General features: G+C 70.9%; 31 protein-coding genes. 17 read left to right on the forward strand and 14 right to left on the reverse strand.

The features are described 5' to 3' along the window. The first annotated feature begins 22 nt into the window (after positions 1–22). From nadA to nadC, 3 genes are all read left to right on the forward strand, one after another. Complete coding sequence (gene nadA / locus CLV68_RS13930; protein ID WP_121390717.1) at positions 23–1,030, forward strand: quinolinate synthase NadA; 1,008 nt, start codon at positions 23–25, stop codon at positions 1,028–1,030. Continuing rightward, positions 1,027–2,649: an L-aspartate oxidase gene (locus CLV68_RS13935; RefSeq protein ID WP_121390718.1), complete on the forward strand. Its 1,623-nt coding sequence runs from the start codon at positions 1,027–1,029 to the stop codon at positions 2,647–2,649. The genes nadA and CLV68_RS13935 overlap by 4 nt, the downstream gene beginning before the upstream one ends. Before the next feature lie 61 nt (positions 2,650–2,710). Continuing rightward, positions 2,711–3,535, forward strand: coding sequence for a carboxylating nicotinate-nucleotide diphosphorylase (nadC, locus tag CLV68_RS13940; RefSeq protein WP_121391192.1), 825 nt, complete (start codon positions 2,711–2,713; stop codon positions 3,533–3,535). Positions 3,536–4,185: 650 nt separating this feature from the next. Here nadC and CLV68_RS13945 read toward each other — a convergent pair. Then, entirely contained in the window at positions 4,186–4,965 is a 780-nt protein-coding gene (locus CLV68_RS13945; RefSeq protein ID WP_121391193.1) for a carbon-nitrogen hydrolase family protein, read from the reverse strand. A 36-nt stretch (positions 4,966–5,001) separates the two neighbouring features. On the opposite strand from CLV68_RS13945, the gene CLV68_RS13950 reads away from it, so the two are divergent. The 6 genes from CLV68_RS13950 to CLV68_RS33890 all read left to right on the forward strand — a co-directional run bounded on the left by CLV68_RS13950 (position 5,002) and on the right by CLV68_RS33890 (position 10,914). After that, positions 5,002–6,495, forward strand: a complete 1,494-nt coding sequence (locus tag CLV68_RS13950; RefSeq protein WP_170224280.1) for an ABC transporter substrate-binding protein — start codon at positions 5,002–5,004, stop codon at positions 6,493–6,495. Continuing rightward, a complete protein-coding gene (locus CLV68_RS13955; protein ID WP_246009805.1) occupies positions 6,480–7,661 on the forward strand; it encodes an aminotransferase class V-fold PLP-dependent enzyme in 1,182 nt (393 codons plus the stop codon). Before CLV68_RS13950 ends, CLV68_RS13955 begins: the two co-directional genes overlap by 16 nt. A gap of 73 nt (positions 7,662–7,734) precedes the next feature. After that, positions 7,735–9,057: a histidinol dehydrogenase gene (gene hisD, locus CLV68_RS13960; protein WP_121390721.1), complete on the forward strand. Its 1,323-nt coding sequence runs from the start codon at positions 7,735–7,737 to the stop codon at positions 9,055–9,057. Continuing rightward, entirely contained in the window at positions 9,054–10,154 is a 1,101-nt protein-coding gene (locus CLV68_RS13965; protein ID WP_121390722.1) for a histidinol-phosphate transaminase, read from the forward strand. Before hisD ends, CLV68_RS13965 begins: the two co-directional genes overlap by 4 nt. After that, entirely contained in the window at positions 10,154–10,756 is a 603-nt protein-coding gene (gene hisB, locus CLV68_RS13970) for an imidazoleglycerol-phosphate dehydratase HisB (RefSeq protein WP_121390723.1), read from the forward strand. The genes CLV68_RS13965 and hisB overlap by 1 nt, the downstream gene beginning before the upstream one ends. Continuing rightward, positions 10,756–10,914 carry a hypothetical protein gene (locus tag CLV68_RS33890; RefSeq protein ID WP_170224282.1) on the forward strand — a complete coding sequence of 53 codons (159 nt, stop codon included), beginning with the start codon at positions 10,756–10,758 and terminating at the stop codon, positions 10,912–10,914. Before hisB ends, CLV68_RS33890 begins: the two co-directional genes overlap by 1 nt. A gap of 4 nt (positions 10,915–10,918) precedes the next feature. Here CLV68_RS33890 and CLV68_RS13975 read toward each other — a convergent pair whose 3' ends face one another. From CLV68_RS13975 to CLV68_RS13985, 3 genes are read right to left on the reverse strand one after another with little or no spacing between them, the layout of a single operon-like run. Then, positions 10,919–11,605, reverse strand: coding sequence for a nitroreductase family protein (locus tag CLV68_RS13975; protein WP_121390724.1), 687 nt, complete (start codon positions 11,603–11,605; stop codon positions 10,919–10,921). Between the two features lie 22 nt (positions 11,606–11,627). After that, on the reverse strand, positions 11,628–12,092 hold the full coding sequence (gene soxR, locus CLV68_RS13980; protein WP_092778892.1) for a redox-sensitive transcriptional activator SoxR: 465 nt from the start codon (positions 12,090–12,092) through the stop codon (positions 11,628–11,630). A 10-nt stretch (positions 12,093–12,102) separates the two neighbouring features. Next, positions 12,103–12,660: an RNA 2'-phosphotransferase gene (locus tag CLV68_RS13985; RefSeq protein WP_121391194.1), complete on the reverse strand. Its 558-nt coding sequence runs from the start codon at positions 12,658–12,660 to the stop codon at positions 12,103–12,105. A gap of 114 nt (positions 12,661–12,774) precedes the next feature. On the opposite strand from CLV68_RS13985, the gene CLV68_RS13990 reads away from it, so the two are divergent. From CLV68_RS13990 to CLV68_RS14005, 4 genes are all read left to right on the forward strand, one after another. Next, positions 12,775–13,167 (forward strand): hypothetical protein, encoded by a 393-nt coding sequence (locus CLV68_RS13990; protein WP_246009806.1) that lies wholly within the window; start codon positions 12,775–12,777, stop codon positions 13,165–13,167. Between the two features lie 55 nt (positions 13,168–13,222). Further along, on the forward strand, positions 13,223–13,723 hold the full coding sequence (locus tag CLV68_RS13995; protein WP_170224284.1) for a DUF3558 family protein: 501 nt from the start codon (positions 13,223–13,225) through the stop codon (positions 13,721–13,723). A gap of 127 nt (positions 13,724–13,850) precedes the next feature. Then, positions 13,851–14,243 carry a hypothetical protein gene (locus CLV68_RS14000; RefSeq protein ID WP_246009807.1) on the forward strand — a complete coding sequence of 131 codons (393 nt, stop codon included), beginning with the start codon at positions 13,851–13,853 and terminating at the stop codon, positions 14,241–14,243. Between the two features lie 8 nt (positions 14,244–14,251). Then, positions 14,252–14,788: a DUF3558 family protein gene (locus CLV68_RS14005; RefSeq protein ID WP_170224286.1), complete on the forward strand. Its 537-nt coding sequence runs from the start codon at positions 14,252–14,254 to the stop codon at positions 14,786–14,788. Between the two features lie 45 nt (positions 14,789–14,833). Here CLV68_RS14005 and CLV68_RS14010 read toward each other — a convergent pair whose 3' ends face one another. The 3 genes from CLV68_RS14010 to CLV68_RS14020 form a co-directional block, all read right to left on the reverse strand. Further along, the gene (locus CLV68_RS14010) at positions 14,834–15,040 is read right to left on the reverse strand and encodes a DUF397 domain-containing protein (protein WP_121390727.1); all 207 of its coding nucleotides are present in this window, start codon (positions 15,038–15,040) and stop codon (positions 14,834–14,836) included. Next, positions 15,041–15,454 (reverse strand): Scr1 family TA system antitoxin-like transcriptional regulator, encoded by a 414-nt coding sequence (locus CLV68_RS14015; RefSeq protein ID WP_121390728.1) that lies wholly within the window; start codon positions 15,452–15,454, stop codon positions 15,041–15,043. It lies immediately after the preceding gene. Between the two features lie 160 nt (positions 15,455–15,614). Then, the gene (locus CLV68_RS14020; RefSeq protein ID WP_147459983.1) at positions 15,615–15,869 is read right to left on the reverse strand and encodes a hypothetical protein; all 255 of its coding nucleotides are present in this window, start codon (positions 15,867–15,869) and stop codon (positions 15,615–15,617) included. Positions 15,870–15,985: 116 nt separating this feature from the next. Here CLV68_RS14020 and hisH point away from each other — a divergent pair, with 116 nt between their 5' ends. Together hisH and priA are read left to right on the forward strand one after the other, a co-directional pair. Further along, positions 15,986–16,621 carry an imidazole glycerol phosphate synthase subunit HisH gene (gene hisH, locus CLV68_RS14025; RefSeq protein ID WP_121390730.1) on the forward strand — a complete coding sequence of 212 codons (636 nt, stop codon included), beginning with the start codon at positions 15,986–15,988 and terminating at the stop codon, positions 16,619–16,621. A 9-nt stretch (positions 16,622–16,630) separates the two neighbouring features. Beyond that, complete coding sequence (gene priA, locus CLV68_RS14030; RefSeq protein ID WP_121390731.1) at positions 16,631–17,356, forward strand: bifunctional 1-(5-phosphoribosyl)-5-((5-phosphoribosylamino)methylideneamino)imidazole-4-carboxamide isomerase/phosphoribosylanthranilate isomerase PriA; 726 nt, start codon at positions 16,631–16,633, stop codon at positions 17,354–17,356. Positions 17,357–17,394: 38 nt separating this feature from the next. Here the strand turns inward: priA and CLV68_RS14035 are convergent, their stop codons facing one another. From CLV68_RS14035 to CLV68_RS14045, 3 genes are all read right to left on the reverse strand, one after another. After that, positions 17,395–17,784 (reverse strand): PPOX class F420-dependent oxidoreductase, encoded by a 390-nt coding sequence (locus CLV68_RS14035; protein WP_121390732.1) that lies wholly within the window; start codon positions 17,782–17,784, stop codon positions 17,395–17,397. 213 nt (positions 17,785–17,997) lie between these two features. Continuing rightward, positions 17,998–18,474: an SRPBCC family protein gene (locus CLV68_RS14040; RefSeq protein ID WP_121390733.1), complete on the reverse strand. Its 477-nt coding sequence runs from the start codon at positions 18,472–18,474 to the stop codon at positions 17,998–18,000. Further along, complete coding sequence (locus CLV68_RS14045) at positions 18,471–18,803, reverse strand: ArsR/SmtB family transcription factor (RefSeq protein ID WP_425454850.1); 333 nt, start codon at positions 18,801–18,803, stop codon at positions 18,471–18,473. Before CLV68_RS14045 ends, CLV68_RS14040 begins: the two co-directional genes overlap by 4 nt. Positions 18,804–18,942: 139 nt before the next feature. On the opposite strand from CLV68_RS14045, the gene CLV68_RS14050 reads away from it, so the two are divergent. Continuing rightward, on the forward strand, positions 18,943–20,598 hold the full coding sequence (locus CLV68_RS14050) for an alkaline phosphatase D family protein (protein WP_121390735.1): 1,656 nt from the start codon (positions 18,943–18,945) through the stop codon (positions 20,596–20,598). A gap of 31 nt (positions 20,599–20,629) precedes the next feature. On the opposite strand, the gene CLV68_RS14055 is transcribed toward CLV68_RS14050, so the two are convergent. The 4 genes from CLV68_RS14055 to CLV68_RS14070 all read right to left on the reverse strand — a co-directional run bounded on the left by CLV68_RS14055 (position 20,630) and on the right by CLV68_RS14070 (position 23,733). Next, the gene (locus tag CLV68_RS14055) at positions 20,630–21,580 is read right to left on the reverse strand and encodes a DUF3558 domain-containing protein (RefSeq protein ID WP_147459984.1); all 951 of its coding nucleotides are present in this window, start codon (positions 21,578–21,580) and stop codon (positions 20,630–20,632) included. A gap of 45 nt (positions 21,581–21,625) precedes the next feature. Beyond that, positions 21,626–22,210 (reverse strand): S1 family peptidase, encoded by a 585-nt coding sequence (locus CLV68_RS14060; RefSeq protein ID WP_121390737.1) that lies wholly within the window; start codon positions 22,208–22,210, stop codon positions 21,626–21,628. A gap of 90 nt (positions 22,211–22,300) precedes the next feature. Continuing rightward, on the reverse strand, positions 22,301–23,026 hold the full coding sequence (locus CLV68_RS14065) for an ABC transporter permease (RefSeq protein WP_121390738.1): 726 nt from the start codon (positions 23,024–23,026) through the stop codon (positions 22,301–22,303). Then, the gene (locus CLV68_RS14070; RefSeq protein WP_121390739.1) at positions 23,023–23,733 is read right to left on the reverse strand and encodes an ABC transporter ATP-binding protein; all 711 of its coding nucleotides are present in this window, start codon (positions 23,731–23,733) and stop codon (positions 23,023–23,025) included. The genes CLV68_RS14065 and CLV68_RS14070 overlap by 4 nt, the downstream gene beginning before the upstream one ends. Positions 23,734–23,831: 98 nt before the next feature. Here CLV68_RS14070 and CLV68_RS14075 point away from each other — a divergent pair, with 98 nt between their 5' ends. Further along, a complete protein-coding gene (locus CLV68_RS14075) occupies positions 23,832–24,344 on the forward strand; it encodes a hypothetical protein (RefSeq protein WP_121390740.1) in 513 nt (170 codons plus the stop codon). Positions 24,345–24,574: the final 230 nt, after the last annotated feature.

Consider the following 24,574-nt stretch of genomic DNA (forward strand, 5'->3'; position numbering starts at 1 on the left):
TCGGACACGACAGGAGGACCCCATGACCGCGGACACGATCGACCTGACCCCCTACGGCGGGGTGGAGGCGGACGCCGCGTGGCGGGACGAGGTGCGCGAGCTCGCGCGGGAGCGGGACGCGGTGCTGCTGGCGCACAACTACCAGCTGCCCGAGATCCAGGACATCGCCGACCACACCGGTGACTCGCTGGCGCTCAGCCGCATCGCCGCCTCCAGCTCGGCATCGACCATCATCTTCTGCGGCGTGCACTTCATGGCCGAGACCGCGAAGATCCTGAGTCCCGAGAAGACCGTCCTGATCCCGGACGAGCGCGCGGGCTGCTCGCTCGCCGACTCCATCACCGGCGCCGAGCTGCGCGCGTGGAAGGCCGAGCACCCCGGCGCGGTGGTGGTGTCCTACGTGAACACCACCGCCGAGGTGAAGGCCGAGACCGACATCTGCTGCACCTCGTCCAACGCCGTCGACGTCGTGCGCTCGATCCCGGCCGACCGCGAGGTGCTCTTCCTGCCCGACCAGTTCCTCGGCGCGCACGTCAAGCGCGAGACCGGCCGGGAGAACATGCACATCTGGGCCGGGGAGTGCCACGTGCACGCGGGCATCAACGGCCCGGAGCTCGCCGAGCGGGCCGCCGCCAACCCCGACGCCGACCTGTTCATCCACCCCGAGTGCGGGTGCGCGACCTCGGCGCTCTACCTCGCGGGCGAGGGCATCGTGGCCCCGGAGCGGGTCAAGATCCTCTCCACCGGCGACATGGTGACCCAGGCGCGGGCGACCAAGGCCACGTCGGTGCTGGTGGCCACCGAGATCGGCATGATCCACCAGCTGCGCAAGGCGGCGCCGGACATCGAGTTCTCCGCCGTCAACGACCGCGCCTCGTGCCGGTACATGAAGATGATCACCCCGGCGGCGCTGCTGCGGTCGCTGCGGGAGAACCGCGACGAGGTGCACGTCGACCCCGACACCGCCGCCAGGGCGCGCGGCGCGGTGCAGCGCATGATCGAGATCGGCCAACCCGGCGGTGGGGAATGAGCCCGTGCTGGGAGGCCCGCGCCGACCTGGTCATCGTCGGGACGGGCGTCGCGGGGCTGACCGCGGCACTGCGCGCGCAGTCGTTGGGGCTGCGGGTCCTCGTGGTCACCAAGGGGGCCGCGGGCGACGGGAACACCCGCTGGGCGCAGGGCGGCGTCGCGGTGGTGCTGCCCGGTGAGCACGACGAGGGCGACTCGGTCGAGCGGCACGTCGCGGACACGCTGGTGGCCGGTGCCGGGCTGTGCGACGAGGCGGCCGTGCGCGAGATCGTCTTCGGTGGCCCGGCCGCGGTGGCCCGGCTGATGGACCTGGGGGCGGTGTTCGACTCCGGTGCCGACGGCAGGTTGGCGCGGACCCGCGAGGGCGGGCACACCGCGTTCCGGGTGGTGCACGCGGGCGGGGACGCAACGGGTGCGGAGGTCGAGCGCGCGTTGCTCTCGGCGGCTCGCGACGGCCGGCTCCCGGTGCTGGAGAACCACGTTGCCGTGCAGGCGCTGAAGACGCCGTCCGGTGCGGTGGCGGGGCTGCACGTGCTCGACGGTGCTGGCGTGCCCGGCGTGTTGACGGCCTCGGCGGTACTGCTCGCAACGGGCGGACTCGGACAGCTCTACCAGGCGACGTCGAACCCTGATGTCGCAACGGGGGACGGCCTGGCGCTGGCGTTGCGCGCTGGGGCGCCTGTTGCGGACGTCGAGTTCGTGCAGTTCCACCCGACTGTCCTGTACACGGGGCAGGGTGCGCGGGGACGGTGCCCGTTGGTCACCGAGGCCGTGCGCGGCGAGGGCGCCGTTCTCATCGATGCGCTGGGGGAGCGCGTGATGCAGGGGGTGCACCCGCTGGCCGACCTGGCCCCGCGCGATGTCGTGGCCGCCGCCATCACCCGCCACATGGCCCTGGAGCGCGGCGGCGTCGACGACCACGTCTTCCTCGACGCGACCCACCTCGACGCCGCGACGTTCCGCACGCGGTTCCCGACGGTGTACGCGGCCTGCGCCTCGGCAGGCGTCGACCCGTCCGTGCAGCCGATCCCGGTGGCGCCCGCCGCGCACTTCGCGTGTGGCGGTGTGATGTCCGATGTGGATGGACGCACGCCGGTCGTCGGCCTGTACGCGGCGGGTGAGGTCGCGAGCAACGGCCTGCACGGCGCGAACCGGTTGGCGTCCAACAGCTTGCTGGAGGGACTGGTCGTGGGGGCGCGGGCCGCCGAGGCGGTCGCCGCTGATCTGGCCTGTGGCCGGTTGGCTGACCCTCGCGCGGCCGTCGTCGGCGCGCTGCCGGTCGCCCCGGTGGCGGATCGCGACTCGCTGCAGCGGGTGATGAGCCGCTACGCCGCCATCGGCCGTGACGCCGAGGGGTTGGCCGTGGTCGGATCGGTCCTCGATGTGTCCGTTGTGGATCGTTCGCTGACGTCGCGGGTGCTGGTCGAGGACGCGGCGCTGACCCTCGTCGGCCGTGCGCTCATCGCCTCGGCCTCGCAACGGCGGGAGTCCCGCGGCTGCCACGTGCGCCTCGACTTCCCCCAGCGCGAGGAAACCTGGCGGCACAGCCAACTGGTCCGGCTGACCCCCACCGGTCAGCCGGTGCTGGGCACCATCAACGCCCACCGCGGTGCGGCGTGATCACTCCGGGGTGGGCGAACGTGACGGCTGGGCGAGGTGCGGCGTGATCGACCGGGATGACATGGTGCGGGCCGTGCGGACGGCTCTCGAGGAGGACCTGCGCTACGGGCCGGACGCGACGACGGAGGCCACGGTCCCCGCGTCGGCGGTGGCGGTCGCCGAGTTCACCCCGCGCCGGGGTGGGGTCGTCGCCGGGGTGCCGGTGGCGCTGGAGGTGTTGCGGCTGGTCGTGCCGGACCTGGCCGTCGAGTCCTGTGTGGAGGACGGGTCGGCCGTGCTGCCGGGCAAGCCGGTCCTGGTCGTGCGGGGCAACGTCCGGCAACTGCTGACCGCCGAGCGCACCGCGTTGAACTTCCTGTGCCACCTGTCGGGCATCGCGACCACCACGGCCGCCTGGGTGTCCGCGGTCGCCGACACCGGCGCCCAGGTCCGCGACTCCCGCAAGACCCTGCCCGGCCTGCGGCTGCTGGAGAAGTACGCGGTGCGCTGCGGCGGCGGCGTCAACCACCGCCTCGGCCTCGGCGACGCGATCCTCATCAAGGACAACCACGTCGTCGCCGCCGGTTCCGTGCGCGCCGCCCTGCTCGCGGCCCGCGCGCACGCCCCCCACCTGTCGGTCGAGGTGGAGGTCGACACCCTGGACCAACTCGACGAGGCCCTGGCCGAGAACGCCGAACTCGTCCTCCTGGACAACTTCACCATCCCCGACTGCGTCGAGGCCGTCCGCCGGGCCACCGGCACCAACACCCACCTCGAAGCCTCCGGCGGCCTCACCCTCCCCCAAGCCCCCGCCTACGCCGCCACCGGCATCGACTACCTCGCCGTCGGCGCCCTCACCCACTCCTCACCCGCCCTCGACCTCGGCATGGACCTCCGCGCGGACTAGCCGTCGGGCAGGCCGCGCCAGTCGCTCGCCGAAGCTCGGCTGCCCGCTGCCGCTCCCTGCTCAACGAGTGGTTGGCACGAGGCGTATCACCGTGCGCCCGTCACGTCCCCGTGGATCCGACCGACGCTGGTGATCGTCGGCGCAAGTCCTTTGTGGAGCGAACGGGGTCCATCCCGCCGCCTCCCGCTCGCAGTTTCTCCCGACTTGTGCCGCCCGCGCCCGCCGCCACCCGGCCTCACCCCCACGACCTGCGCCTCTTCGTGCGCCTCCGCGCCGGAGTTCCCCCATGTGGGCGACAAAAGTTATCCACATCTGGATCTTGGGACCCCCTGTTCCAAGATCCACTGTCGGGGGGTGCCGGTAGAGTGGGACCTGGGACGCCCCCCGGAGTGGGTGGGGGCTGGGCGGGGTCGGGACCGCGTGCGCGCGAAGCGGTTGCGGTGGGGGTACCTGCGGCGGGTTGTAGCGGTTCTGGGTGGGGCCACGGTTGGCCTGGTTGGCGCGGGCTGGTTCGCCCAGAGGTGCTGGGTTTCGCCTAGGGGGCCGGGTGCTCGCTGGCGTGTAGGCGCCGCAGGGTTGGGTGGTGGGCGAATCGTGTGGGGTTGGGGTTGCCGGGCAGGGGTAGGACCTGGCCCGGCAGTGGCAACGGGTCAGAGGCGGCGGTTGGCCAGGACTGGGATGGCGGCGCGGGCCTGCTCGACCAAGGTGGGGTCGATGTCGGTCAGGATGGTCGCGGGGGCGGGGCCCAGTTGGGCCAGGATCTCGCCGCGGGGGCTGATGGTGGCGCTGTGGCCGATGCCGAGGGGGGTGTTGCCCTCGATGGGGCCGGGGTCGGCTTGGGCGGCGGCCAGGAGCAGGGTGGTGGAGTCGAGGGCGCGGGCTCGGAGTAGGAGGTTCCACTGGTCCTGCTTGCCGGGGCCCGCACCCCACGACGCGCCGAGCAGGATCGTGGTGGCGCCCTTGTCGGCCAGGGCCAGGAACAGTTCCGGGAAGCGGATGTCGTAGCAGGTCGCGAGGCCGAAGGTGTGGCCGTCGAGGTCGAAGGTGACGACCTCGGTGCCGGGGGCGACCGTGCGGGACTCCTGGAAGCCGAAGGCGTCGAACAGGTGGATCTTGTCGTAGCCCAGGTGCAGGCCCTGGCCGGTCACCAGGGTCGTGTTGAGCACCCGGCCGTCCGGCGACGGGGTGAACATGCCCGCCACGACCACCACCCCGGCGGCGTCGGCGATCTGCCGGACCGCGGTTGCCCACGGGCCGTCCAGTGGTTCGGCGATCGGTCCCAGCGGCACCGAGAAGTTGGCCATCGTCGCCTCGGGGAACAGCACGATCCTGGCGCTGTCGGCGGCGGCGAGCGCGACCTGGGCGCGGACCTGGTCGAGGTTGGCCGCCGGGTCCGGGGTGGAGCTGATCTGACTCAGCGCTACGCGCACGGGGGTCTCCCTGGTTGTGGACTAGTGTCGGCGTCTGTGCCGATCCTGCCGCGCCGACCGGTTCTCGTCATCGTCCTGGGGGTACTTGGCTGCGCGACGCTCGCCTGCACCCCGGATCCCGCGCCGCCCGCCTCGGGTGACCCGGCGGGCACGTCGGTGGTGATCGGGGTCGCCACGGAGCCGAACTCGCTGGACCCGGTGGACGGGTACGCGCTGTTCGGGGCCGCGAAGATCTTCGACGGCCTGGTCGAGCACCAACCGAACGGCACGCTGCGCGCCGTGCTGGCCAGTGCCCTGCCGGAGCCGAGCGCGGACGGCCTGTCCTGGACCGCTCGCTTGCGCGACGACGTGTCGTTCACCAACGGCGGGGCGCTCGACGCCGCCGCGGTGACGGCCGCGTACCGCAGGGTGCTCGACCCGGCGTCTGCGCTTCGCGACCGGTTCTGGATGCTCGACAAGGTCAACGCCGTCGACCAGCGCACTGTGCGATTCGACCTCCGTCAGCCCTATGCGGACTTCTTGGACCTGCTCGTGCTCGGTATCCCCGCGCAGGCCAGCACTCCGGCGAAGCCGATCGGCACCGGGCCGTACCAACTCGTCGAGTGGCGGCCAGGTCAGCAGATGACGCTGACCGCGAACAAGGCTTACTTCGGCGGTAGGCCCGCCATCACGACCGTGACCGTCGAGTTCATCCAGGACGACCAAGACCGCGCCAAGCGCATGCGTGAGGGCAAACTCGACGGGACAGAGCTACCGCCGCGGTTGGCGCAAGAGTTCAGCAAGGCCGATGGCCTCACCGTCGTCGAGCAGCGCGCGGCGGACGTGCACGCTGTCGCGTTCGCAGACCAGGGAGTGACCGCTGACCCTGCCGTGCGGCTCGCGCTCAACCTCGCGGTGGACCGGCAAGAGATCGTGAACGACGCGCTAGCTGGCCAGGGCGTGCCGTTGTCACTACCGGTGCCGCCAGTGCTCCCGGAGTTCGTCGAGCCAGGCGCGCACATCGACCACGACGTCACTCGCGCCAAGTCCGTCCTCGACGCTGCCGGGTGGGTGCCCGGTCCGGACGGCGTGCGGGTCAAGGCGGGGGAGCGGGCCGAGTTCGCCCTGGCCTATCCGCCGACCGACGTGGTCGACCGCGACCTGGCCACCGAGTTCACGAAAGCGGCCGCCGCGATCGGCATCAAGGTCACCGCCGACTCGACGGCCAAGTCACCACCGTGGCTGTTCTCTTACGGCGACCCGTTCACCCTCGACCAAGCCCTCTACCCGCTCTTGCACCCCGCGGGCGGAGAGACCTCTTCCGCACTCGACGTCGCGCGCACCACGACCGACCCGGCCCAACGCGCCGTCGCGTTCCGCGCACTGCAGCGCGCTTACGCCACCGCGCCGTCGATGGCCGTGTTGGCCGTACCGACCCATAGCTACGTCCTACGAGACAACTGGACCGGCTACACGCCGGTGGTGGACGCCACCGGTACCGACCACACCTGGGGGCCTTGGTGGAACCTGCAAGCGTGGACACCCAACTGATCTCGGCAGAACTTGCTCAGGAAGACACCCCTAGCGCGGCCACGCAGGTCTTCCTCGACAGCGCGGGTTCGTCCCTACCGTCGCAGTCCGTGGTCGACGAGGTCATCAACCACGTTCGCCGTGAGGCCGAGGTCGGTGGCTACCGCGCATACGGAGAGCGTCTCGACGACCTAGAGGCTGGCTACGGGCTCGCGGCCGAGTTCTTCGGGTGCGCGCCTGATGAGGTGGCCTTCACCGACAGCGCTACCCGTTCCTGGTTGTCCGTCCTCGACGCGGTCCCGTTGGGGCAAGGAGACCGAATCCTCACTACCGAGGTCGAGTACGGCGGCAACGCCATCGCACTCTTGAACCTGGCCCAGCAGGTAGGCGCAACGGTCGAACTAGTGCCATCGGGCGCGGACGGCCTGATCGACTTTGACGCACTACGCGACACCCTGGACGAACGGGTCAAGCTGGTCTCGCTGGTGCACGTGCCCACCAACGGTGGCGTGGTCAGCCCGGTCGCGGGGGCCGCGGCCATCGCTCGCGAGGCTGGGGCTCTAGTCCTCCTCGACGCCTGCCAGTCGATCGGCCAACTGCCGGTCACCCTCGCGGGCACCGGTGCCGACGTGATCACCGGCACCGGCCGCAAGTGGCTGCGCGGCCCGCGCGGCACCGGCGTCCTCGTCGTCCGCCGCGACGCCCTCGCCCGCCTCCGGCCCCGCCTGGTCGACCTCGCGGGTGCCACCTGGACCGGACCGAGCGAGATCGCCCTCCGCGAGGACGCCAGGGTGTTCGAACTGTGGGAGAACAGCATCGCCGACCGGCTCGGCCTGCTCGTGGCCTTCCGCTACGCGCTGGACCTGGGCCTCGACCGCATCGCCGCTAGCGTCACCGACAGGGCCAACCGCCTCCGGGCAGGACTAGCGCCGTTGCCCAGGGTTACCGTCCGCGACCTGGGCGAGCACCCCAGCGGCATCGTCAGCTTCACCGTCGACGGTATGGCCGCCGACGACGTCAAGGCCGCTCTAGCCGAACGCGACATCACCGTCACCGTCAGCAGGGTGACCTCGACCCGCCACGACATGAGTCGGCGCGGCCTTGAGCAGGTAGTTCGGGCGTCACCGCACTACTTCGTCGCCGACGGTCAGATCGAACGGGCCGTCGACGCGGTCGCGAGGCTGTGACCTGCGGTACCGGGCGCGGACGGTCATAACGCGAGCGCATATTCTTGACGGGTCCCGTCGATGGAAGGACCCCATGCTCTCCCGTACCGATCTGCGTTCCGCGCTCCCGTCGTCCGCCGAGCTGCGCACCACGCTGCCGCGGGCCGAGGTCGACGTGGACCAGGTGCTGCATCGGGTCCGGCCGATCGTCGAGGACGTGCGCGCCCGCGGGGTCGCCGCCGCCCTGGACTACACCGAGCAGTTCGACGGCGTCCGGCCCGCCTCGGTGCGGGTGCCCGCCGCCGAGCTGACCACGGCGCTGGCCGAGCTGGACCCGGCGGTCCGCGCCGCGCTGGAGGAGTCGATCGCCCGTGCCAGGCGCGTGCACGGCGACCAGCGGCGCACCGACGTCACCACCCAGGTCGTCCCGGGCGGCACCGTCACCGAGCGCTGGGTCCCGGTCGGCCGGGTCGGCCTCTACGTGCCGGGCGGGCTGGCCGTGTACCCGTCCAGCGTGGTCATGAACGTCGTCCCGGCGCAGGCCGCGGGTGTCGAGTCGCTCGTGGTGTGCTCGCCTGCGCAGGCCGACTTCGGCGGTAGGCCGCACCCGGCGATCCTGGCCGCCGCCGCGCTGCTCGGCGTCGACGAGGTGTGGGCGGTCGGCGGCGCGCAGGCGGTCGCCCTGCTCGCCCACGGCGGCACCGACACCGACGGCGCCGCGCTCGACCCGGTCGACATGATCACCGGGCCCGGCAACATCTACGTGACCGCCGCCAAGCGCCTGCTGCGCGGCCTGATCGGCATCGACTCCGAGGCCGGGCCGACCGAGATCGCGATCCTCGCCGACGCCGGGGCCGACCCGGTGCACGTCGCGGCCGACCTGATCAGCCAGGCCGAGCACGACCCGCTGGCGGCCAGCGTCCTGGTCACCGACTCGGTCGAGCTGGCCGACGCGGTCGACGACGAACTCGCCAGGCAGGTCAAGGCGACCAAGCACAGCGAGCGGGTCACCACCGCATTGTCCGGCCCGCAGTCCGGCACCGTGTTGGTGTCCACTGTGGAGGACGGGCTGCGCGTGGTCGACGCCTACGCGGCCGAGCACCTGGAGATCCAGACCGCGAACGCCCGCGAACTGGCGGCCCGGGTGCGCAACGCGGGCGCGGTCTTCGTCGGCGCCTACGCCCCCGTGTCACTCGGCGACTACTGCGCCGGTTCGAACCACGTGCTGCCCACCGGCGGCTGCGCGCGGCACTCGTCAGGTCTGTCTGTGCAGACGTTCCTGCGCGGCATCCACGTCGTCGACTACACCGAGGACGCGCTGCGCGAGGTCGCCGGTCACGTCGTCGCGCTCGCCAACGCGGAAGACCTGCCCGCGCACGGCCAGGCTGTCACCGCGCGTTTCCGGGACCTCGCATGAGCGCCCCCGGGGAGCGGGCGGCGCTGTCAGACCTGCCGCTGCGTGAGGACCTGCGCGGTCGCACACCATATGGGGCGCCACAGTTGGACGTACCTGTCCAGCTCAACACCAACGAGAACCCTTACCCGCCGCCGCCGGAGTTGGTCGCTGATCTCACCGCCGCTGTCGCGGAGATCGCGGAGACCCTGCACCGCTACCCCGACCGCGATGCCGTCGCTCTACGCACCGACCTGGCCTCTTATCTCGCCGGAGCGACCGGTGCGCCGCTGACCGTGGCGAACCTGTGGGCCGCCAACGGGTCCAACGAGATCCTCCAGCAGATCCTGCAGGCATTCGGCGGCCCGGGGCGCACCGCGCTCGGCTTCGAGCCGTCGTACTCGATGCACCCGATCATCGCGGCGGGCACCCGCACCGACTGGGCACCCACCCCGCGCCGCGCCGACTTCTCGCTCGACGTCGACGCGGCGGTGGCCGTGCTGGCCGAGCGGGCGCCGGACGTCGTGTTCGTGACCAGCCCCAACAACCCCACCGGGCAGTCGATCCCGCTGGCCGACCTGCGCAGGCTGGTCGAGGCCACCGCGGGGATCGTGGTCGTCGACGAGGCGTACGCCGAGTTCTCCCCGCAGGACAGCGCGGTGCACCTGATCGACGAGTTCCCCACGCGGGTCATCGTCAGCCGCACCATGAGCAAGGCGTTCGCCTTCGCCGGGGGCAGGCTCGGCTACCTCGCCGCCGCGCCCGCCGTGGTCGACGCGCTGCTGCTGGTGCGCCTGCCGTACCACCTGTCCTCGCTGACCCAGGCCGCCGCCCGCGCCGCGCTCCGGCACGCCCCGAAAACGCTTGCGTCGGTGCACGCCCTGGCCGCGGAACGGGACAGGGTGGTCGCCGAGTTGACCGGGCTCGGGTTCGCCGTCGTGCCCAGCGACGCCAACTTCATCCTCTTCGGACAGTTCGGGTCGCCGCAGGCCGCCTGGCAGTCCTATTTGGACCGTGGCGTGCTCGTGCGCGATGTCGGCATCCCCGGTCACCTGCGCGTCACCGTCGGCACCCCGGCCGAGAACGACGCGTTCCTGGCCGCCAGCAAGGAGATCGTGTGATGAGCAACCGCGTCGGCCGCGTCGAGCGGACCACCCGGGAGTCCTCGGTGCTCGTCGAGGTCGACCTCGACGGCTCCGGCAAGGTCGAGATCGACACCGGCGTGCCGTTCTACGACCACATGCTGACCGCATTCGGCAGCCACGGCGCGCTGGACCTGGTCGTCCGCGCGACCGGCGACACCCACATCGACGCGCACCACACCGTCGAGGACGTCGCGATCGTGCTCGGCCAGGCCCTGCGCACCGCGCTCGGCGACAAGTTGGGCATCCGCCGCTTCGGCGACGCCTGGATCCCGATGGACGAGACCCTGGCGCACGCCGCCATCGACGTCTCCGGTCGGCCCTACTGCGTGCACACCGGCGAACCCGAGGTCATGGTCGGCTTCACCGTCGGCGGCAACTACCCGACGGTGCTCAACCGGCACGTGTTCGAGTCGATCGCCTTCCACGCCCAGATCGCCCTGCACCTGCGCGTCATCCACGGCCGCGACCCGCACCACATCACCGAGGCCGAGTACAAGGCATTCGCCCGCGCCCTGCGGGCCGCCGCCGAGCCGGATCCCCGGATCGGCGGCATCCCGTCCACGAAGGGTGTGCTGTAGTGCCCCGCGAAGTAGTCGTGGTAGCCCTGATCGCCCTGGCGGGCATCCTGGTCGGCGGCGTCTACACGACGTGGAAGACGGCCAAGGTCGTCGCCGGTGTGCTGGCGGTGCTCGCCGTCCTCGCCGTCGGCGGCGCCATCGCCTGGTACACCTCCTGAGCCGTCACCGCTCGACGACCACCTGGTCCATACCCTTGCGGACCAGGTCGGGCACCACGGCGTCGTCGGCCGGGTAGCCGATCGGGATGACCGCGAACGCCTTCTCGTTGCGCGGCCGGTCGAGCACCTCGGACAGGAAGCGCATGGGGCTGGGCGTGTGCGTCAGCGCGGCCAGACCGGACAGGTGCAGCGCGGTGAGCAGCATGCCGACCGCGATGCCGACGGACTCGCCGACGTAGTAGTGCTTGTGCTGGGTGTCGCCGTCGAGGAAGTAGCGCTGCTCGAAGACCACCAGCAGGAACGGTGCGTCGGTGAGGTGCGGTTTGTGCGTGTCGGTCCCCAGGGGGAGCAACGCGGACAGCCACTCCTCGCCGAGCCTGCCCTCGTAGGAGATGCGTTCTTCCTCTTCGGCGGCGGCCCGGATCCTGGCGCGTACGTCGGGATCGCGCACGAGGACGAACGTCCAGGGCTGCTGGTGTGCTCCGGATGGCGCTGTCGCCGCTACTGCGATCGCGTCGAGCACGAGCTGTTCTGGCACCGGGTCGGCGGAGAAGTGGCGGACTGTGCGCCGCTCCTGCATCCGTTGCCGCAGTTGGGTGGCGACCTGCAGGGACTCGTCGACCGGCATCCGCGCGGGGCGGTAGGGGACCGGGGCGAACGGCCTGCCGTGGATGGGGCTCCAGGGTTCCATCGGACCATCATGGACCCCCGGGTCAGTCGATGCCGCCCTCGCTGGCGGCCTTGAGGCGCGGGGCGCCTGGGCCGAACGCGGCCAGCCGGTCGTCGGTGTTGACCAGGTGGCAGGACTTCAGCGACAGGCAGCCGCACCCGACGCAGGAGGTCAGGTTGTCCCGCAGGCGTTGCAGCGCGTCGATGCGGGCGTCGAGTTCGGTCCGCCACGCCTTGGACAACCTGGCCCAGTCGAGCTTCGTGGGGGTGCGGCGCTCGGGCAGCGTGTCCAGGGCGGCGTGGATCTCCTCCAGGCTGAGGCCGACCCGCTGCGCGGTGCGGATGAACGCGAGCCTGCGCAGCACCGCCCTCGGGTAACGCCGCTGGTTGCCCGACGTGCGCTCCGAGAAGATGAGCCCGCGCTCCTCGTAGAACCGCAGTGCCGTGTGCGGGACACCGCTGCGGTCGGCGACCTCGCCGATGGTCAGAGAGTCGGGCAGTGTGGACACCCCATCGACCCTACCCGGCAGCTCCAGGTAGGTCGAGGTACTCCACGGGCACGTGCGCGGTGAGCCAAACACCGTTCTCGCTGATCAGGAACACGTACCCGGCCTCGGCCATCCCCTTGGCATCGACACCGAGCACGACCGGCTTGCCCCGCCTGGCACCGACGTTGGTCGCGGTCTCGAGCGTCGCGGAGAGGTGGACGTGATGCCGTTTCATGGGGCGCAACCCCTCGGCCCGGATTCCGGTCATCGCCGCAGCCACAGTGCCGTGGTAGAGAACCGGCGGAGGCGCCGCCTCCGGCAACCCGAGCTCCACGGCAACGGTATGCCCCTGGCTCGCCCGAATCCGCGTCCCACCCTCGTCGAACGCGAACCGGGACTTATTGTTCTCAGCCACAACGCGATCCAGAGTGCTCCGCGACATCCTCGTACCGTGCCGAGCGAGCGCCCGGAGCAATTCCTCCACGTCGATCCACCCAGCCGCGTCCAACGTGACACCGATACTGCCGGGATCGTGCCTGAGCACCTTCGAAAGCCTCTTCGAGAGGCGAATGATCATCTTGTCTTCCATGTCACGGAAGTAGAACACGCCCGAACAGCCACCCACACCCCATTTCCCCCACGTTCGGAGTATCCCCACCGATCCACCGGTTGCCACCGGGGCAACCCCGCTACGGTCGCCCCCGTGAGCGAGGAGACTCCCCCCGACCCCGGCCCACCCGGAGCCATCGGGGCCGCCGTGGGCCAGTTCGCCGCCTTGGCCGCCCGCGGCGCCTTCGCCGTCAACGAACACGGCGGCCAAGCCCTGCTGAAGCCCATCCGTGACATGGTGGCCTGGATAGATGACCAACGTGACCGCTTCGAGGTCCTGCGCAACGTCGCCAAGCTGGGCAGTTCGACCAATGCCGAGGTGATGAAGCCGTTCCTGCAGGACGTCGCGGGCGACGAGGCCGGGTTCATCACCCAGGTGCTCCTGCTCAGGGTTTCCTTGATCGCGGCCGAGGAGGCCATCCTGCAGGCCATGGCAAGCTATCAGCAGTCGGACGACCAAGCCGCCGACCGGCTCGGCGAGAGGTGAGGGCGATCCAGTGAGGCGTACATGGCTGCTTGGTCTCGCGTCTGCTGCCGTGTTGGTGACTGGGTGCACTTCGCAGACACCCGGAACGGCGATAGAGGTCTCGGGCGGGGATCCCGCGACGACAACGACGCGCACGACCTCGGCCGCGCCGACTACGTCCCAGTCGAACTCGATCAAGCCGTGTTCGCTCCTGTCCGCCTCGGATCGGACCGCGTTGGGGATCACTGCTGACGGCAAGCCGGATGGGGTCAAGGGCGCGAGTGTGTGCCGATGGCGAGTCGAGAAGCCCCGCGCCGCCGACAGCTACACCGTCAGTGTGACGTTCTACGCCGAGCACGGCGTCGACGACCTGGTTTCGAGCCAGGAGAAGACCCCGGTGCAGTTGGGCAAGCACAAAGGCGTCAAAGCCCTTGGCGACATGGACGCGGGCTGCGTCATCGCCCTGGAGATCTCGGCGACGTCCCGAGTCGATGTGCGAGCGATCGGTGGGGACTCGGCCGCGTTGTGTGAGCCCGCGATGGTGGCGGCGGAGAAGGTGGAGGCTCGGCTGCCGTAGCAGGCCAGATGGCGACATCGAGCCATTGGTGCGCGGTCTATGCCTCTGGTGAGTGCCCTCGACACGTTCGGAGTATCCCCTTCCGTTCCCGGATTGCGTGTGGGGCAACGTCGCTACGGTCGCTTGCGTGAGTGAGGAAACGCCGCCTGGTGACGGTGGGTTGGGTCCCGTGGGCGCGGCCATGGGGGAGTTCGTGGCCTTGGCGGCGAGTGGCGGGTTCTCGGTGAACGAGCACGGTGGCCAAGCCTTGTTGAAGGCCATCCGTGAGATGCTGGCGTGGATCGACAGTGAGCGCTACCACTTCGAGCACCTGCTCCAGCGGCCCATGCTGGGAGGTTCGACCAACGCAGAGGTGCTGAAGCCCTTCATGCAGGCGGTCGCCGGTGATGAAGCTGGGTTCATCACCCAGGTGCTCAAGCTCGAGGAGTCGTTGCTAGCGGCTGAGCAAGCCATCCTGCTGGCGATGGCGAGCTACCAGGAGTCCGACGAGAAGGCCGCTGACCGGCTTGGCGAAAGGTGAGGCATTCAGTGAGGCGTTCGTTGCTGGGGCTTGTGCTGGGCTTCGCCGTGGTGGCCGGGTGCACGTCTCAGGTAGTGGGGTCCCCGACCGCAGTGGTGGGGGACCCGCAGGTCACCACCACGCGAGACACCGCCCCGACCTCGGCGGAGACCGCGCAGTCGATCAAGCCGTGTTCGCTGCTGTCGGCCGCTGATCTCAGGGTGCTGGGTGCGGGCGCGGGGGCGGTCGAGCAGGACAAGAACTCGGAGTCCTGCCTGTGGCGCGTGGAGAAGCCGCTCGCTTCCGAAAGCTACTTGATCGGCGTGACGTGGGAGAAGGATCTCGCGGTCGGGGAGCTTGTCGCAGGGCCAGGGAAGACGCCGGTGGAGGTTGGTAGGCATAAGGGGGTCAGGGCGCCCGGGCTCACTGGTCCTGGGTGTGTTGTCTCGTTGGGGATCACCGCTACTTCGCGCGTGGATGTCCGGACCGTCGGCCGTGGGGACGTGGCGGCGTTGTGTGCGATCGCGATGGCGGCGGCGGAGAAGGTGGAAGTGCGGTTGCCGTAGGGGAGTTGGGGCCGCCGCGCGGTGGGGGCTGCGCGGCGGTGGGGGTTAGGGGCGGGTGAAATCGGTCTTGGGGAGGGTCGAAATCCAGGCGATCAGGGTGGGGGTGGGGAAGTGGAGGGCGGGGGTGTGGGGGGACTTGCTGTCGCGGATGGCGGATGTGGTGGGGAAGTGGGCTAGTTCGACGCAATCGCCGCCGCCTTGGCCGCCGCCGCCGGAGTACGTGCTCTTGCGCCATCGGGGCTGGTTGGCCATCTATGCCTCCTGGAAGTGTTGGGCGGCATCGGTTATGACCTTCACCGACTCGGCCGCTGAGAGGGACTCGGCCGTGAGCCTACCGAAGCGAAGTGTGTAGGACCGGACTTCCTCTCGGTCCTCTACGTACACGGCGCGGAGTGGACCTTCCGCGTATCCCAGGTCTGGCACAGGGTCTGGCAGGGTGAGGATGGAGAACGGCCCCTCCAGAGCAGGGCTGGCGCCCACCGATTTCGGCAGGACTTGAATCGTGATGTTGGTTTCTTCCGCGGCTTCGCCGACAAGGCTCGATTCCCACTTGTGGAATGCGTGGAAGTCCTGCGGGAGGCTCTTGCGGATGTCGAGCATCCAGCCGCGTTGGTGGGCGGTGTTGGCCAGGTCGACCAACTCCTCGCGCAGCGCCGGATCCGTCACCTGGTAGACGTCCAGGAGTTGTTCGACCTCACGGGTCTTGACGCCCTGTTCGCGGCACGCGCTGGCGGTGTTCGGCGGGCGCGCGGAGGTGACGCCGCGCGTGGTGTGGGTGGCCGACTAGGTCGACCGGTTCGCCGCTCGTCCGCGGTGGGCGAGCGGCCTAGCGGGTCGCCAGGCCGGTCGAGGGCGACATGGTCCAACCCTCCAGGGCGAGGGCTTCGCGGGCGGTGCGCGGGGCGGGGATCTCGGCGGGAGCCGGTGCGGGGAGCAGGAGCGCGGCGGCGAAGCTGATCCAGATCACGGCCAGGGCGAGGGGCCACCAGACGCCTTCAGACAGGGAAAGGTAGACGTCGGCACCGGCGGCCGCGGTGAGAACCGCGGCTAACGACCAGCGGACGCGTCTCGTGTTCCCCATGGGTGCCTCCATCCCCAGACCCACCATTCGACCAGGGTGTACCCGCCTTGGGCGCCGCTCAATCGCGGGTGGATGTCACGGTTTTGTCACAGCGGGCGGCGACTAGGCTGACCTGCGTGGCATCAGTCGTCGTGTTGGATTATGGGTCTGGGAACCTCCGGTCGGCGGAGCGGGCGTTGCGCCGGGTGGGGGCGGATGTCGAGGTGACCGGGGACTTCAAGACGGCCCTGGAGTGCGACGCGCTGGTGGTGCCCGGGGTGGGTGCGTACGCGGCGTGCATGAAGGGGTTGTTGGCGGTCCGGGGTGAGCGGATCATCGGGCGCAGGCTCGCCGGTGGGCGGCCGGTGTTGGGGATCTGTGTGGGGATGCAGATCCTGTTCGGCCGCGGCATCGAGCACGGCGTGGAGACCGAGGGCTGCGCGGAGTGGCCCGGGGTGGTCGACCGGCTGGAGGCCGACGTCGTGCCGCACATGGGGTGGAACACAGTGCGCGCGCCGGAGAAGTCCGTGCTGTTCGAGGGCATGGACGCGGACACGCGGTTCTACTTCGTGCACTCCTACGCCGCGCGCACCTGGGAGCTCAACCCCGAGCCGCCGATGCCCGCGCCACTGGTCACCTGGGCCACCCACGGCGACGACTTCGTTGCCGCCGCGGAGAACGGGCCGCTGTCGGCGACCCAGTTCCACCCCGAGAAGTCCGGTGACGCGGGCGCGCGGCTGCTGGAGAACTGGCTCGGGAACGTCACCGGTTAGGCTGTCCGGGTGAGCTTCCAGTTGCTGCCCGCCGTCGACGTCGCCTACGGACAAGCCGTCCGCCTGACCAAGGGGGAGGCCGGGACCGAGACCCAGTACGGCTCCCCGCTCCAGGCCGCCCTCGCCTGGCAGGAGGGCGGCGCGGAGTGGGTGCACCTGGTGGACCTCGACGCCGCGTTCGGGCGCGGTGACAACCGGGCGCTGGTGGCCGAGGTCGTGGGCACGCTGGACGTGAAGGTCGAACTGTCCGGCGGGATCCGCGACGACGACACCCTCGCCGCCGCCCTGGCCACCGGCTGCGCCAGGGTCAACCTCGGCACCGCCGCGCTGGAGGACCCCGAGTGGTGCGCCCGCGCCATCGCCGCGCACGGGGACCGGATCGCCGTCGGCCTCGACGTCCGCATCACCGACGGCGCCCACCGCGTCGCCACCCGCGGCTGGACCAAGGACGGCGGCGACCTCTGGGAGGTCCTCACCCGCCTCGACCGCGACGGCTGCGCCCGCTACGTGGTCACCGACGTCGGCAAGGACGGCACCCTCCAGGGCCCGAACGTCGACCTCCTGCGCGACGTGTGCGCCAAGACCACGGCCCCGGTGGTCGCCTCCGGTGGTGTGTCCAGTGTGGACGACCTGGTGGCGTTGTCGAAGGTGTCCGGTGTGGAGGGTGCGATCATCGGCAAGGCCCTCTACAACGGCAACTTCACCCTTCCCGAGGCGCTGGCGGCTGTCGCCTGACCCGGCGCTCCCGGTGGGCTCGCGGCGGCGGATCCGGGTCAGGCCGGAGGGGGGTCCTGGCTGATGGCCACGCCGATGGTGCCCTTGGTGCCTCGGCGGAGGCGGCTGCCGCCGATGGTGAGCCTGCCGAGGATGCCGTACTTGCGTTGGATGAGGCGGCGGACTCGTTCGGAGGTGGGGTCGTCCAGCAGCCGGGCCCTGGCTGCTGTCGACGGGCCGAGGGGGTTGCCGCGCAGGTCGGACGGGCCGACCTCGACGCGGGGGTCGCGGCGGAGGCGTTTGACCTTCCACGAGTCGCGGACGGTCCAGAACACCAGGTCGGTGCCGTCGACGGCGACCCAGACCGGGGTGGCGACCGGGGTGCCGTCCCGCTTGAACGTGGTCACCAGCAGGTACTTGCCCTCGCCGAGGGCGGTCCACGCGTCCATCCGGCCAGGCTAGGCGCTGCGGATTCCCCCCACCACTCTGCTTATTCCTCCCACCACCCACCCCCACGTCCCCGCCCGGCATCGTTCCCGGCCTTGCTGGGCGGGCCTCGCTGGGCGGGTGTGGCTGGGCGGGCGTGGCTGGGCGGGTGTGGCGGGTGTGGCGGGTGGGTCTGCGGGTGGGTCTGCGAGTGGGCGCGACCAGTGCGGCGGGGGTCAGCCCAGGGTCGCCAGGAGTTCGCCGAGGCGGTCGTAGGAGTCGCGCACCCCGTGCTCCATGCCGCTGGCGAGGAACTCGTCGCGGCTCTCGACCGAGAAGCCGACGCTGATCGAGTGCACCGTGGTCTTGCCGTCGACCTCGGTGAACCGGACCCGTTCCAGCGCGACCTGCCCCGGCGCGCCCTCGAACTCGAAGGTCTGCACGATGCCGTCGTCGACCGACGGGGTGCCGTGGAAGATGCCGCGGAAGTGGTACTCGCCGCCCTCGGGGTCGAGGTGGGTGTAGCGGTAGCCGCCCTCGTGGCGGGCCTCCCAGTGGTCGACCTTCATGGTCAGCCTGCGCGGCCCCAGCCACCGCGCCACCAGGTCCGGGTCGGTGTACGCGCGGAACACCAGGTCCGCTGGCGCGTCGAACTCGCGGGTGATCTCGACGTAGGGGCTGCCGGGTGCGGCGGTGATGACGGTCTCGCTCATCGGTCCTTCTCCTGTAGTTCGGTCAGCAGGTCGTCGAGGCGGTCGTGGCTGTCCAGCCAGTACGCGCGGTAGTCGCCCAGCCAGTCGCGGGCCGCGCGCAGCGGCTCGGCCCGCAGGTGGCTCAACCTGGCGGTGGCCCGCCGGGTCCTGGTGATCAGGCCCGCCTGCTCCAGCACCTTGAGGTGCTTGGACACCGCGGGCTGCGACATCGCGAACGGCTCGGCCAGTTCGGCCACCGTCGCCTCGCCGTCGCGCAGCCGCGCCAGGATCGCCCGGCGGGTCGGGTCGGCGAGTGCGGCGAAGACCGCGCTGAGCTGGTCCACCACGATCCATCTCCATAACCAGTCTGTTCTGAAACCAACGAGTTAAGAATGCAGGCCAGGCGGTCGGTAGTCAAGGGCGAGTTCCGATGATGTTCACCCCAGAGGTGGGTGTGACACTTACCTTGCCGGTGTATCACTGACAGGCGTGACTCCTATTGAGCCCACCACCACACCCTCCGCCCCGAACCGCCGCGTCTTCCTCAAGTCCTCGGCGATCGCGGGTGGCGCCCTCCTCATCCCCGCCACCCTCGCCGGAACCGCCTCCGCCGCCGCTGTCCCGCAGTTCGCGCACGGTGTCGCCTCCGGTGACCCGCTGCCCGACGGCGTCCTGCTCTGGACCCGTGTCACCCCCACCCCCGAGTCGACCCCCGGCTCCGGCGCGGGCCCGACCGTCGAGGTCCGCTGGGAGGTCGCCACCGACGCCGGGTTCGCCTCCGTCGTCTCTTCCGGCGCCGTCACCACCGGCCCCGACCGCGACCACACCATCAAGGTCGCCGCGGCGGGCCTGGCCCCCGCGACCGCCTACTACTTCCGCTTCACCCTCGACGGCGTCCGCTCCGGCACCGGCCGCACCCGCACCGCCCCCGCCGTCAACGCCGACGTCAGCAAACTGCGGCTGGGCCTGGTGTCCTGCTCCAACTGGCAGGCGGGCTACTTCTCCGCTTACCGCCACCTCGCCGCCCGCAGCGACCTCGACGGTGTCCTGCACGTCGGCGACTACCTGTACGAGTACCAGGCCGGCGGCTACGGCGCCCGCGGCGTCACGATCCGCCCGCACGTCCCGGCGAACGAGATGCTGACCCTCTCGGACTACCGCCGCCGCCACGCCCAGTACAAGACCGACCCGGACCTGCAGGCACTGCACGCGGCCCAGCCGTGGTTCATCACCTGGGACGACCACGAGTACGCCAACGACACCTGGTCCGGCGGCGCCGAGAACCACCAGCCAGGCGAGGGCGACTGGTCCGCCCGCAAGGCAGCCGCCCGGCAGGCGTACTTCGAGTGGATGCCGGTCCGCCAGGGCGCGGGCGGCGAGATCTACCGCCGGTTCCGCTGGGGCCGCCTCGCCGAACTGTCCCTCCTGGACCTGCGCAGCTACCGCTCCAAGCAGACCACCCCGTCCTCCGGCGACCCGGGCGACCCCAACCGCACCATCACCGGCGACCCGCAGATGGCCTGGCTCAAGAGCGGCCTGTCGGGCACCGACGCCAAGTGGAAGCTCGTCGGCAACTCGGTGATGATCACGCCGATCTCGCTGGGCACCGTCGAGTCGAAGTTCCTGGAGTCACTGGGTTCCCTGCTCGGCCTGCCCATCGGCAGCGTCGCGGCCAACGCCGACGCCTGGGACGGCTACACCGCCGACCGTCAGGAGCTGCTCGGGCACCTGCGCGACAACCGGGTCAAGAACACCGTGTTCCTCACCGGCGACATCCACTCCTCGTGGGGCGCCGAGGTGCCGATCGACCGGTCGAGCTACTGGTGGAACGGCAACTCCGTGGCCACCGAGTTCGTCACGACCTCGGTCACCAGCGACAACATCGACGACCTGCTCAAGGTCGCCCCGCGCACCCTCTCGGTCGCCGCCGAGGCCGCGCTGCACGTGGGCAACCTGCACGTGCGCTACGTCGAGTTGGACTCGCACGGGTACTCCGTCGTCGACGTGAACCCGCAGCGCGTGCAGACCGACTGGTACTACGTGGCCGACCGGCTCAGCCCGACCTCGACCGCGAGCCACGCCAAGTCGCTGGCCACCGCCGACGGCACGCAGAAGGTCAAGACCGTTTCCGGGCCTGTCGCCTAGGTCTCGGTTCCAGGTCAGGGGTGCCGCCCGTTCACGCCGCGGGCGGCACCACCGGCCAGACCTGCTCGGCGAGCCGCGTGACCTGCGCGCACGCCGCCGCCATGTCGGGGTTTCCCTTGAGTGTCAAGGCAAGCGATGCCTGCTCGACCTGACCGTCGGACACCGGCGCCTTGGGGCCGTTGGTCATCAGCACGCAGGTCGCGTCGCGGCCGCCGGGTGCTTCCAGCCTCAGGTTCGGCCTGCCCGCGACGGTGACCACGGGCAGGTGGCCGTTCCACAACGGGTCCGTGCGGCCGAAAGTCAGGCGCACGGTGTTGCCCGCGGTGTCGTTCCACTCGCAGGTGTGCTTGGCGGGCCAGTCTTTCCGCGTCGGGAACGGCGCGAGCGCCGCGGCCGGGGTGACCTGGCACGGGTCCATCGCGGCCATCGAGCCGGGCGGGAACGTGTGGTGCTTGACCGACTTCGGCTTCTTCTTCAAGCGCTCCAGGATCTTCTCGAAGCCCGTGCCGACCTGCGGGCACACCACGGAGGCATGCCCTTCCCCGGACAGCATCACGTGCACCGACAACGCCGTGCCGTCGCCCAGGTGCAGGAGCCTGCCGCACGGCGCCATCGGGCTGGCGTGGATGGAGGTCGAGAAACCGTCCTTGAGTTCGGGGTTGGACACCGCCTGGAAGGTGTCCAACCTGCCGACCGACCCGACCGAGACGATCTGCGACCCGCTCACCGCGGGCAGCGACACCGGGCACTCGTCCCACGAGCCGGACTGGATGACCTTGCCGCCGCCGAAGTCGGACGGCTCGAACAACGAGCACGGGTCCAGGGTGCTCAGATCACCCAGGACCTTCTTGACGTCCACCGGCTCGGGCCGGTAGCTCGGTACTGGTTTGGCGCGGTTCAGCGGTGGTGCGACCACCTGAGTGCACCCCGACACCGCCAGTACCGCGACACCGAACACGGCTAACCGAAACAGACCACGCATCAACACTCCCCGACCGTGTTTCCACTGGGGACGGATCGTAGGCGATCACCCGGTGTAGAGGACCAGACCATGGGTGTTGAGCACCGGGCGGATCGGCGCGAAGTAGCTCGTGCCGCCCGAGGAGCAGTTCCCGGAGCCGCCGATGAGCACGCCCTGCGCCTGCTTGCCCGCGAGGACCGGCCCACCGGGATCGCCCGGCTCCAGGCAGATGCTCGTCCTGGACAGGCCGGAGATCGGGCCGCCGGGGAAGTTCACGGTCTGGTTCTTGGCCTGCAACGTCCCGCACCGCCAGCCGGTGGTCGGTCCGTAGCGGCACACCGTCGCGCCGATCGCGGCCTCGGTCGTGCCCGCGACGACGGCCGTCGTGCCCGGACCGGTGCGCACCAACGGGGTGGACGTCGAGTCCGCGGGCGCGGCGACGACGGTGATCGGTGTGCTCGCGCCCGTGCACGCCCCGGTCGTGATGATCTTGCGGGCGCCCGCGGGGGTGTGGGCGTTGAAGCCGATCACGCACAGCCTGCCGTTGATGGTGACCCGGTCGCCGCCCACGAGGACCTGCCCCGCCGCTGCCGCGGTGGGAGCGGTGAGCACGCACAGCACCAGGGCGCACAGAGTTGCCAGGAACCTCATCGCAACCGCCTTCCCCGAAAGGACGAGCCCTGACGGTAAGAGGCGGACCGGACACACCGGAAGCCGCTGATCGGCCTATGTGGTTCCCGTTCAGTCCGTCTTACGGCGCAACGTGCCCGCTCCGAGCGCGAGCGCGGCGACGACGCACCCGGCCACCACGGCCAGGTCGAGCACGAGCGTGGCGTCGACGGCCGCGGACGTGGTGACCCTCGTCAGCGCGTCCACCGCGTACGACAGCGGCATCACGTCGGACAGCCAGTTCAGCAGCCAGCCCATGCGGTCCCTCGGTTGCAGCAGCCCGCACAGCAGGAACTGCGGCAGCACGAACAGCGGCATGAACTGGATCGCCTGGAACTCGCTGGTCGCGAACGCGCTCACGAACAGGCCCAGCGCCATGCCCAGCAACGCGTCCAGCACGGCGATCAGCAGCAGTGTCCACACCGAACCGACCACGTCCAACCCCAGCCACAGCACGCTCACCGTGGTCGCGATGCCGACCTGGACGACGGCGATGGCACCGAAGGCGATGGCGTAGCCCAGGATCAGGTCGAGCTTGCCGATCGGCATGGTCATCAGGCGCTCGAGCGTCGCTGTGGTGCGTTCGCGCAACGTGGTCACCGAGGCGACCAGGAACATGATGACGAACGGGAACACGCCGAGCAGGGCGGGCGCGGTGCGGCTGAACGCGTGCTCGTCGTTGAACACGAACCGCAGCAGCGTCATCAGCAAGGTGGGCACCAGTAGCAACATCACCACCGTGCGCGGGTCGTGGCGGAGTTGGGTCAGGACGCGCCGCGCGGTGGTCGTCGCCTTCACGCCGCCCTCGCCAACCGCAGGAACGCCTGCTCCAGGTCGTGCTCGCCGGTCTTGGCGCGCAGCCCGTCGGGGGTGTCCTCGGCGAGCACGTGGCCGTCGCGCAGGAACAGCAGTCGGTCGCAGCGCGCGGCCTCGTCCATGACGTGGCTGGACACCACGAGCGCGGTCCCGGCGGCGGCGAGGCGGTGGAACAGGGCCCACAGGTCCTCGCGCAGCACGGGGTCGAGGCCGACGGTCGGTTCGTCGAGCACGAGCAGTTCGGGTTCGCCCAGCAGCGCGACGGCCAGGCTCGCGCGGCCGCGCTGGCCACCGGAGAGGCTGCCGACGAGTTGTGTCGCGCGGTCGGCCAGGTCGACCTCGGCCAGGACCCGGTCGACGTCCGCGGCCGGGGCGCCGAGTACGGCGGCGAAGTAGCGGAGGCACTCGCCGACGGTCAGGTCCGCGTAGACGGCCGGGTTCTGGGTGGCGTAGCCGACGCGGGCGCGCAGGTCCGGGTGGCCCGCGGGCCTGCCCAGCACCTCGACGGTGCCCTCGGCGACGTTCTGCACGCCCACGATCGCGCGCATCAGGGTGGTCTTCCCGCAGCCGCTCGGCCCGAGCAGGCCGGTGACCGAGCCGCGCGGGATCGCGAACCCGACCCCTCGCAGCACGTCCCGCCCACCGCGGACCACCCGCAGCCCGGTCCCGGTGACCGCCGAATTCGTCATGCGTTTAATTCTGCGCCCGGCGAGTTTCGCCCGTCAAGGTCTTCACCCGGCGCCCGCTCCGGCCTAGCGTGATCACCCCCACCCGACCCGGAGGTCCGATGCCCGCCGACTCAGCCGCCCTGACCCAGGAGCTGGCCTGGACCTCCCTGCGCGGCCACCCGGCGCCGGAGCTGTTCCTCACCCGGCTGCGCGCGGGCATCGCCACCTGGGAAGCGGCCATCGCCGACCTCGACGCGGGCGGCTCGGCCGCCGCCGCGCTCGACGAGGTGACCGGCGCGTTCGACATGGAAGCCGACTTCGCCGACCAGACCCGCGACGCCATCGAGATGACCCGCCTCGACGTCGGCACCGCCGCCCACCGCTTCCTCGTCCTGCTCATCCCCATCCGCCGCGACCTCATCCGCGCCAACCACCGCCCCGTCGCCCGACTCCGCAAGGCGGTGTCGCTGGAACGCCGCACCCAGAGCCGCTGGCGCGGCCCCGACGGCCGAGCCGCCGCCATGGTCGACCGCGACCTGGAACTGGAAGAAGTCCGCGTCAGCGCCAAGGCCATGCTCGAGGAAGCCGCCACCACCGCCGACCACCTCACCCGCTGGCGCACCAGCACATAGCCCGACCGGCGTCGTCCCGGTGCACCCGGCTCTGGCCGCGGTCGCCGCGCTGTGCTGAGTCGGGACGGCGCTGAGTCGGGACGGCGCTGAGTCAGGACGGCGCTGAGAGGCAGGACGGCGGCGCGGGGCGCGGGAAGCCGGTCGGACTCGCCTGCCCGCCCTCCACCTCGCCGCTCGCCATGATCAACTCCGCGGCCGGGGCCCACCCTCCCGGGGCCCGGGGCCCCATC

Source organism: Actinokineospora cianjurensis, from assembly GCF_003663795.1.
Lineage (GTDB): Bacteria > Actinomycetota > Actinomycetes > Mycobacteriales > Pseudonocardiaceae > Actinokineospora > Actinokineospora terrae.

Coding starts and splice junctions, on each gene's coding strand:
- nadA (WP_121390717.1), top strand. CDS start 23: ATGACCGCGGACACGATCGACCTGACCCCCTACGGCGGGGTGGAGGCG.
- CLV68_RS13935 (WP_121390718.1), top strand. CDS start 1,027: ATGAGCCCGTGCTGGGAGGCCCGCGCCGACCTGGTCATCGTCGGGACG.
- nadC (WP_121391192.1), top strand. CDS start 2,711: ATGGTGCGGGCCGTGCGGACGGCTCTCGAGGAGGACCTGCGCTACGGG.
- hisD (WP_121390721.1), top strand. CDS start 7,735: ATGCTCTCCCGTACCGATCTGCGTTCCGCGCTCCCGTCGTCCGCCGAG.
- CLV68_RS13965 (WP_121390722.1), top strand. CDS start 9,054: ATGAGCGCCCCCGGGGAGCGGGCGGCGCTGTCAGACCTGCCGCTGCGT.
- hisB (WP_121390723.1), top strand. CDS start 10,154: ATGAGCAACCGCGTCGGCCGCGTCGAGCGGACCACCCGGGAGTCCTCG.
- CLV68_RS13975 (WP_121390724.1), bottom strand. CDS start 11,605: ATGGAACCCTGGAGCCCCATCCACGGCAGGCCGTTCGCCCCGGTCCCC.
- CLV68_RS13985 (WP_121391194.1), bottom strand. CDS start 12,660: ATGGAAGACAAGATGATCATTCGCCTCTCGAAGAGGCTTTCGAAGGTG.
- CLV68_RS14010 (WP_121390727.1), bottom strand. CDS start 15,040: ATGGCCAACCAGCCCCGATGGCGCAAGAGCACGTACTCCGGCGGCGGC.
- CLV68_RS14020 (WP_147459983.1), bottom strand. CDS start 15,869: ATGGGGAACACGAGACGCGTCCGCTGGTCGTTAGCCGCGGTTCTCACC.
- CLV68_RS14035 (WP_121390732.1), bottom strand. CDS start 17,784: ATGGACGCGTGGACCGCCCTCGGCGAGGGCAAGTACCTGCTGGTGACC.
- CLV68_RS14040 (WP_121390733.1), bottom strand. CDS start 18,474: ATGAGCGAGACCGTCATCACCGCCGCACCCGGCAGCCCCTACGTCGAG.
- CLV68_RS14055 (WP_147459984.1), bottom strand. CDS start 21,580: ATGCGTGGTCTGTTTCGGTTAGCCGTGTTCGGTGTCGCGGTACTGGCG.
- CLV68_RS14060 (WP_121390737.1), bottom strand. CDS start 22,210: ATGAGGTTCCTGGCAACTCTGTGCGCCCTGGTGCTGTGCGTGCTCACC.
- CLV68_RS14070 (WP_121390739.1), bottom strand. CDS start 23,733: ATGACGAATTCGGCGGTCACCGGGACCGGGCTGCGGGTGGTCCGCGGT.
- CLV68_RS14075 (WP_121390740.1), top strand. CDS start 23,832: ATGCCCGCCGACTCAGCCGCCCTGACCCAGGAGCTGGCCTGGACCTCC.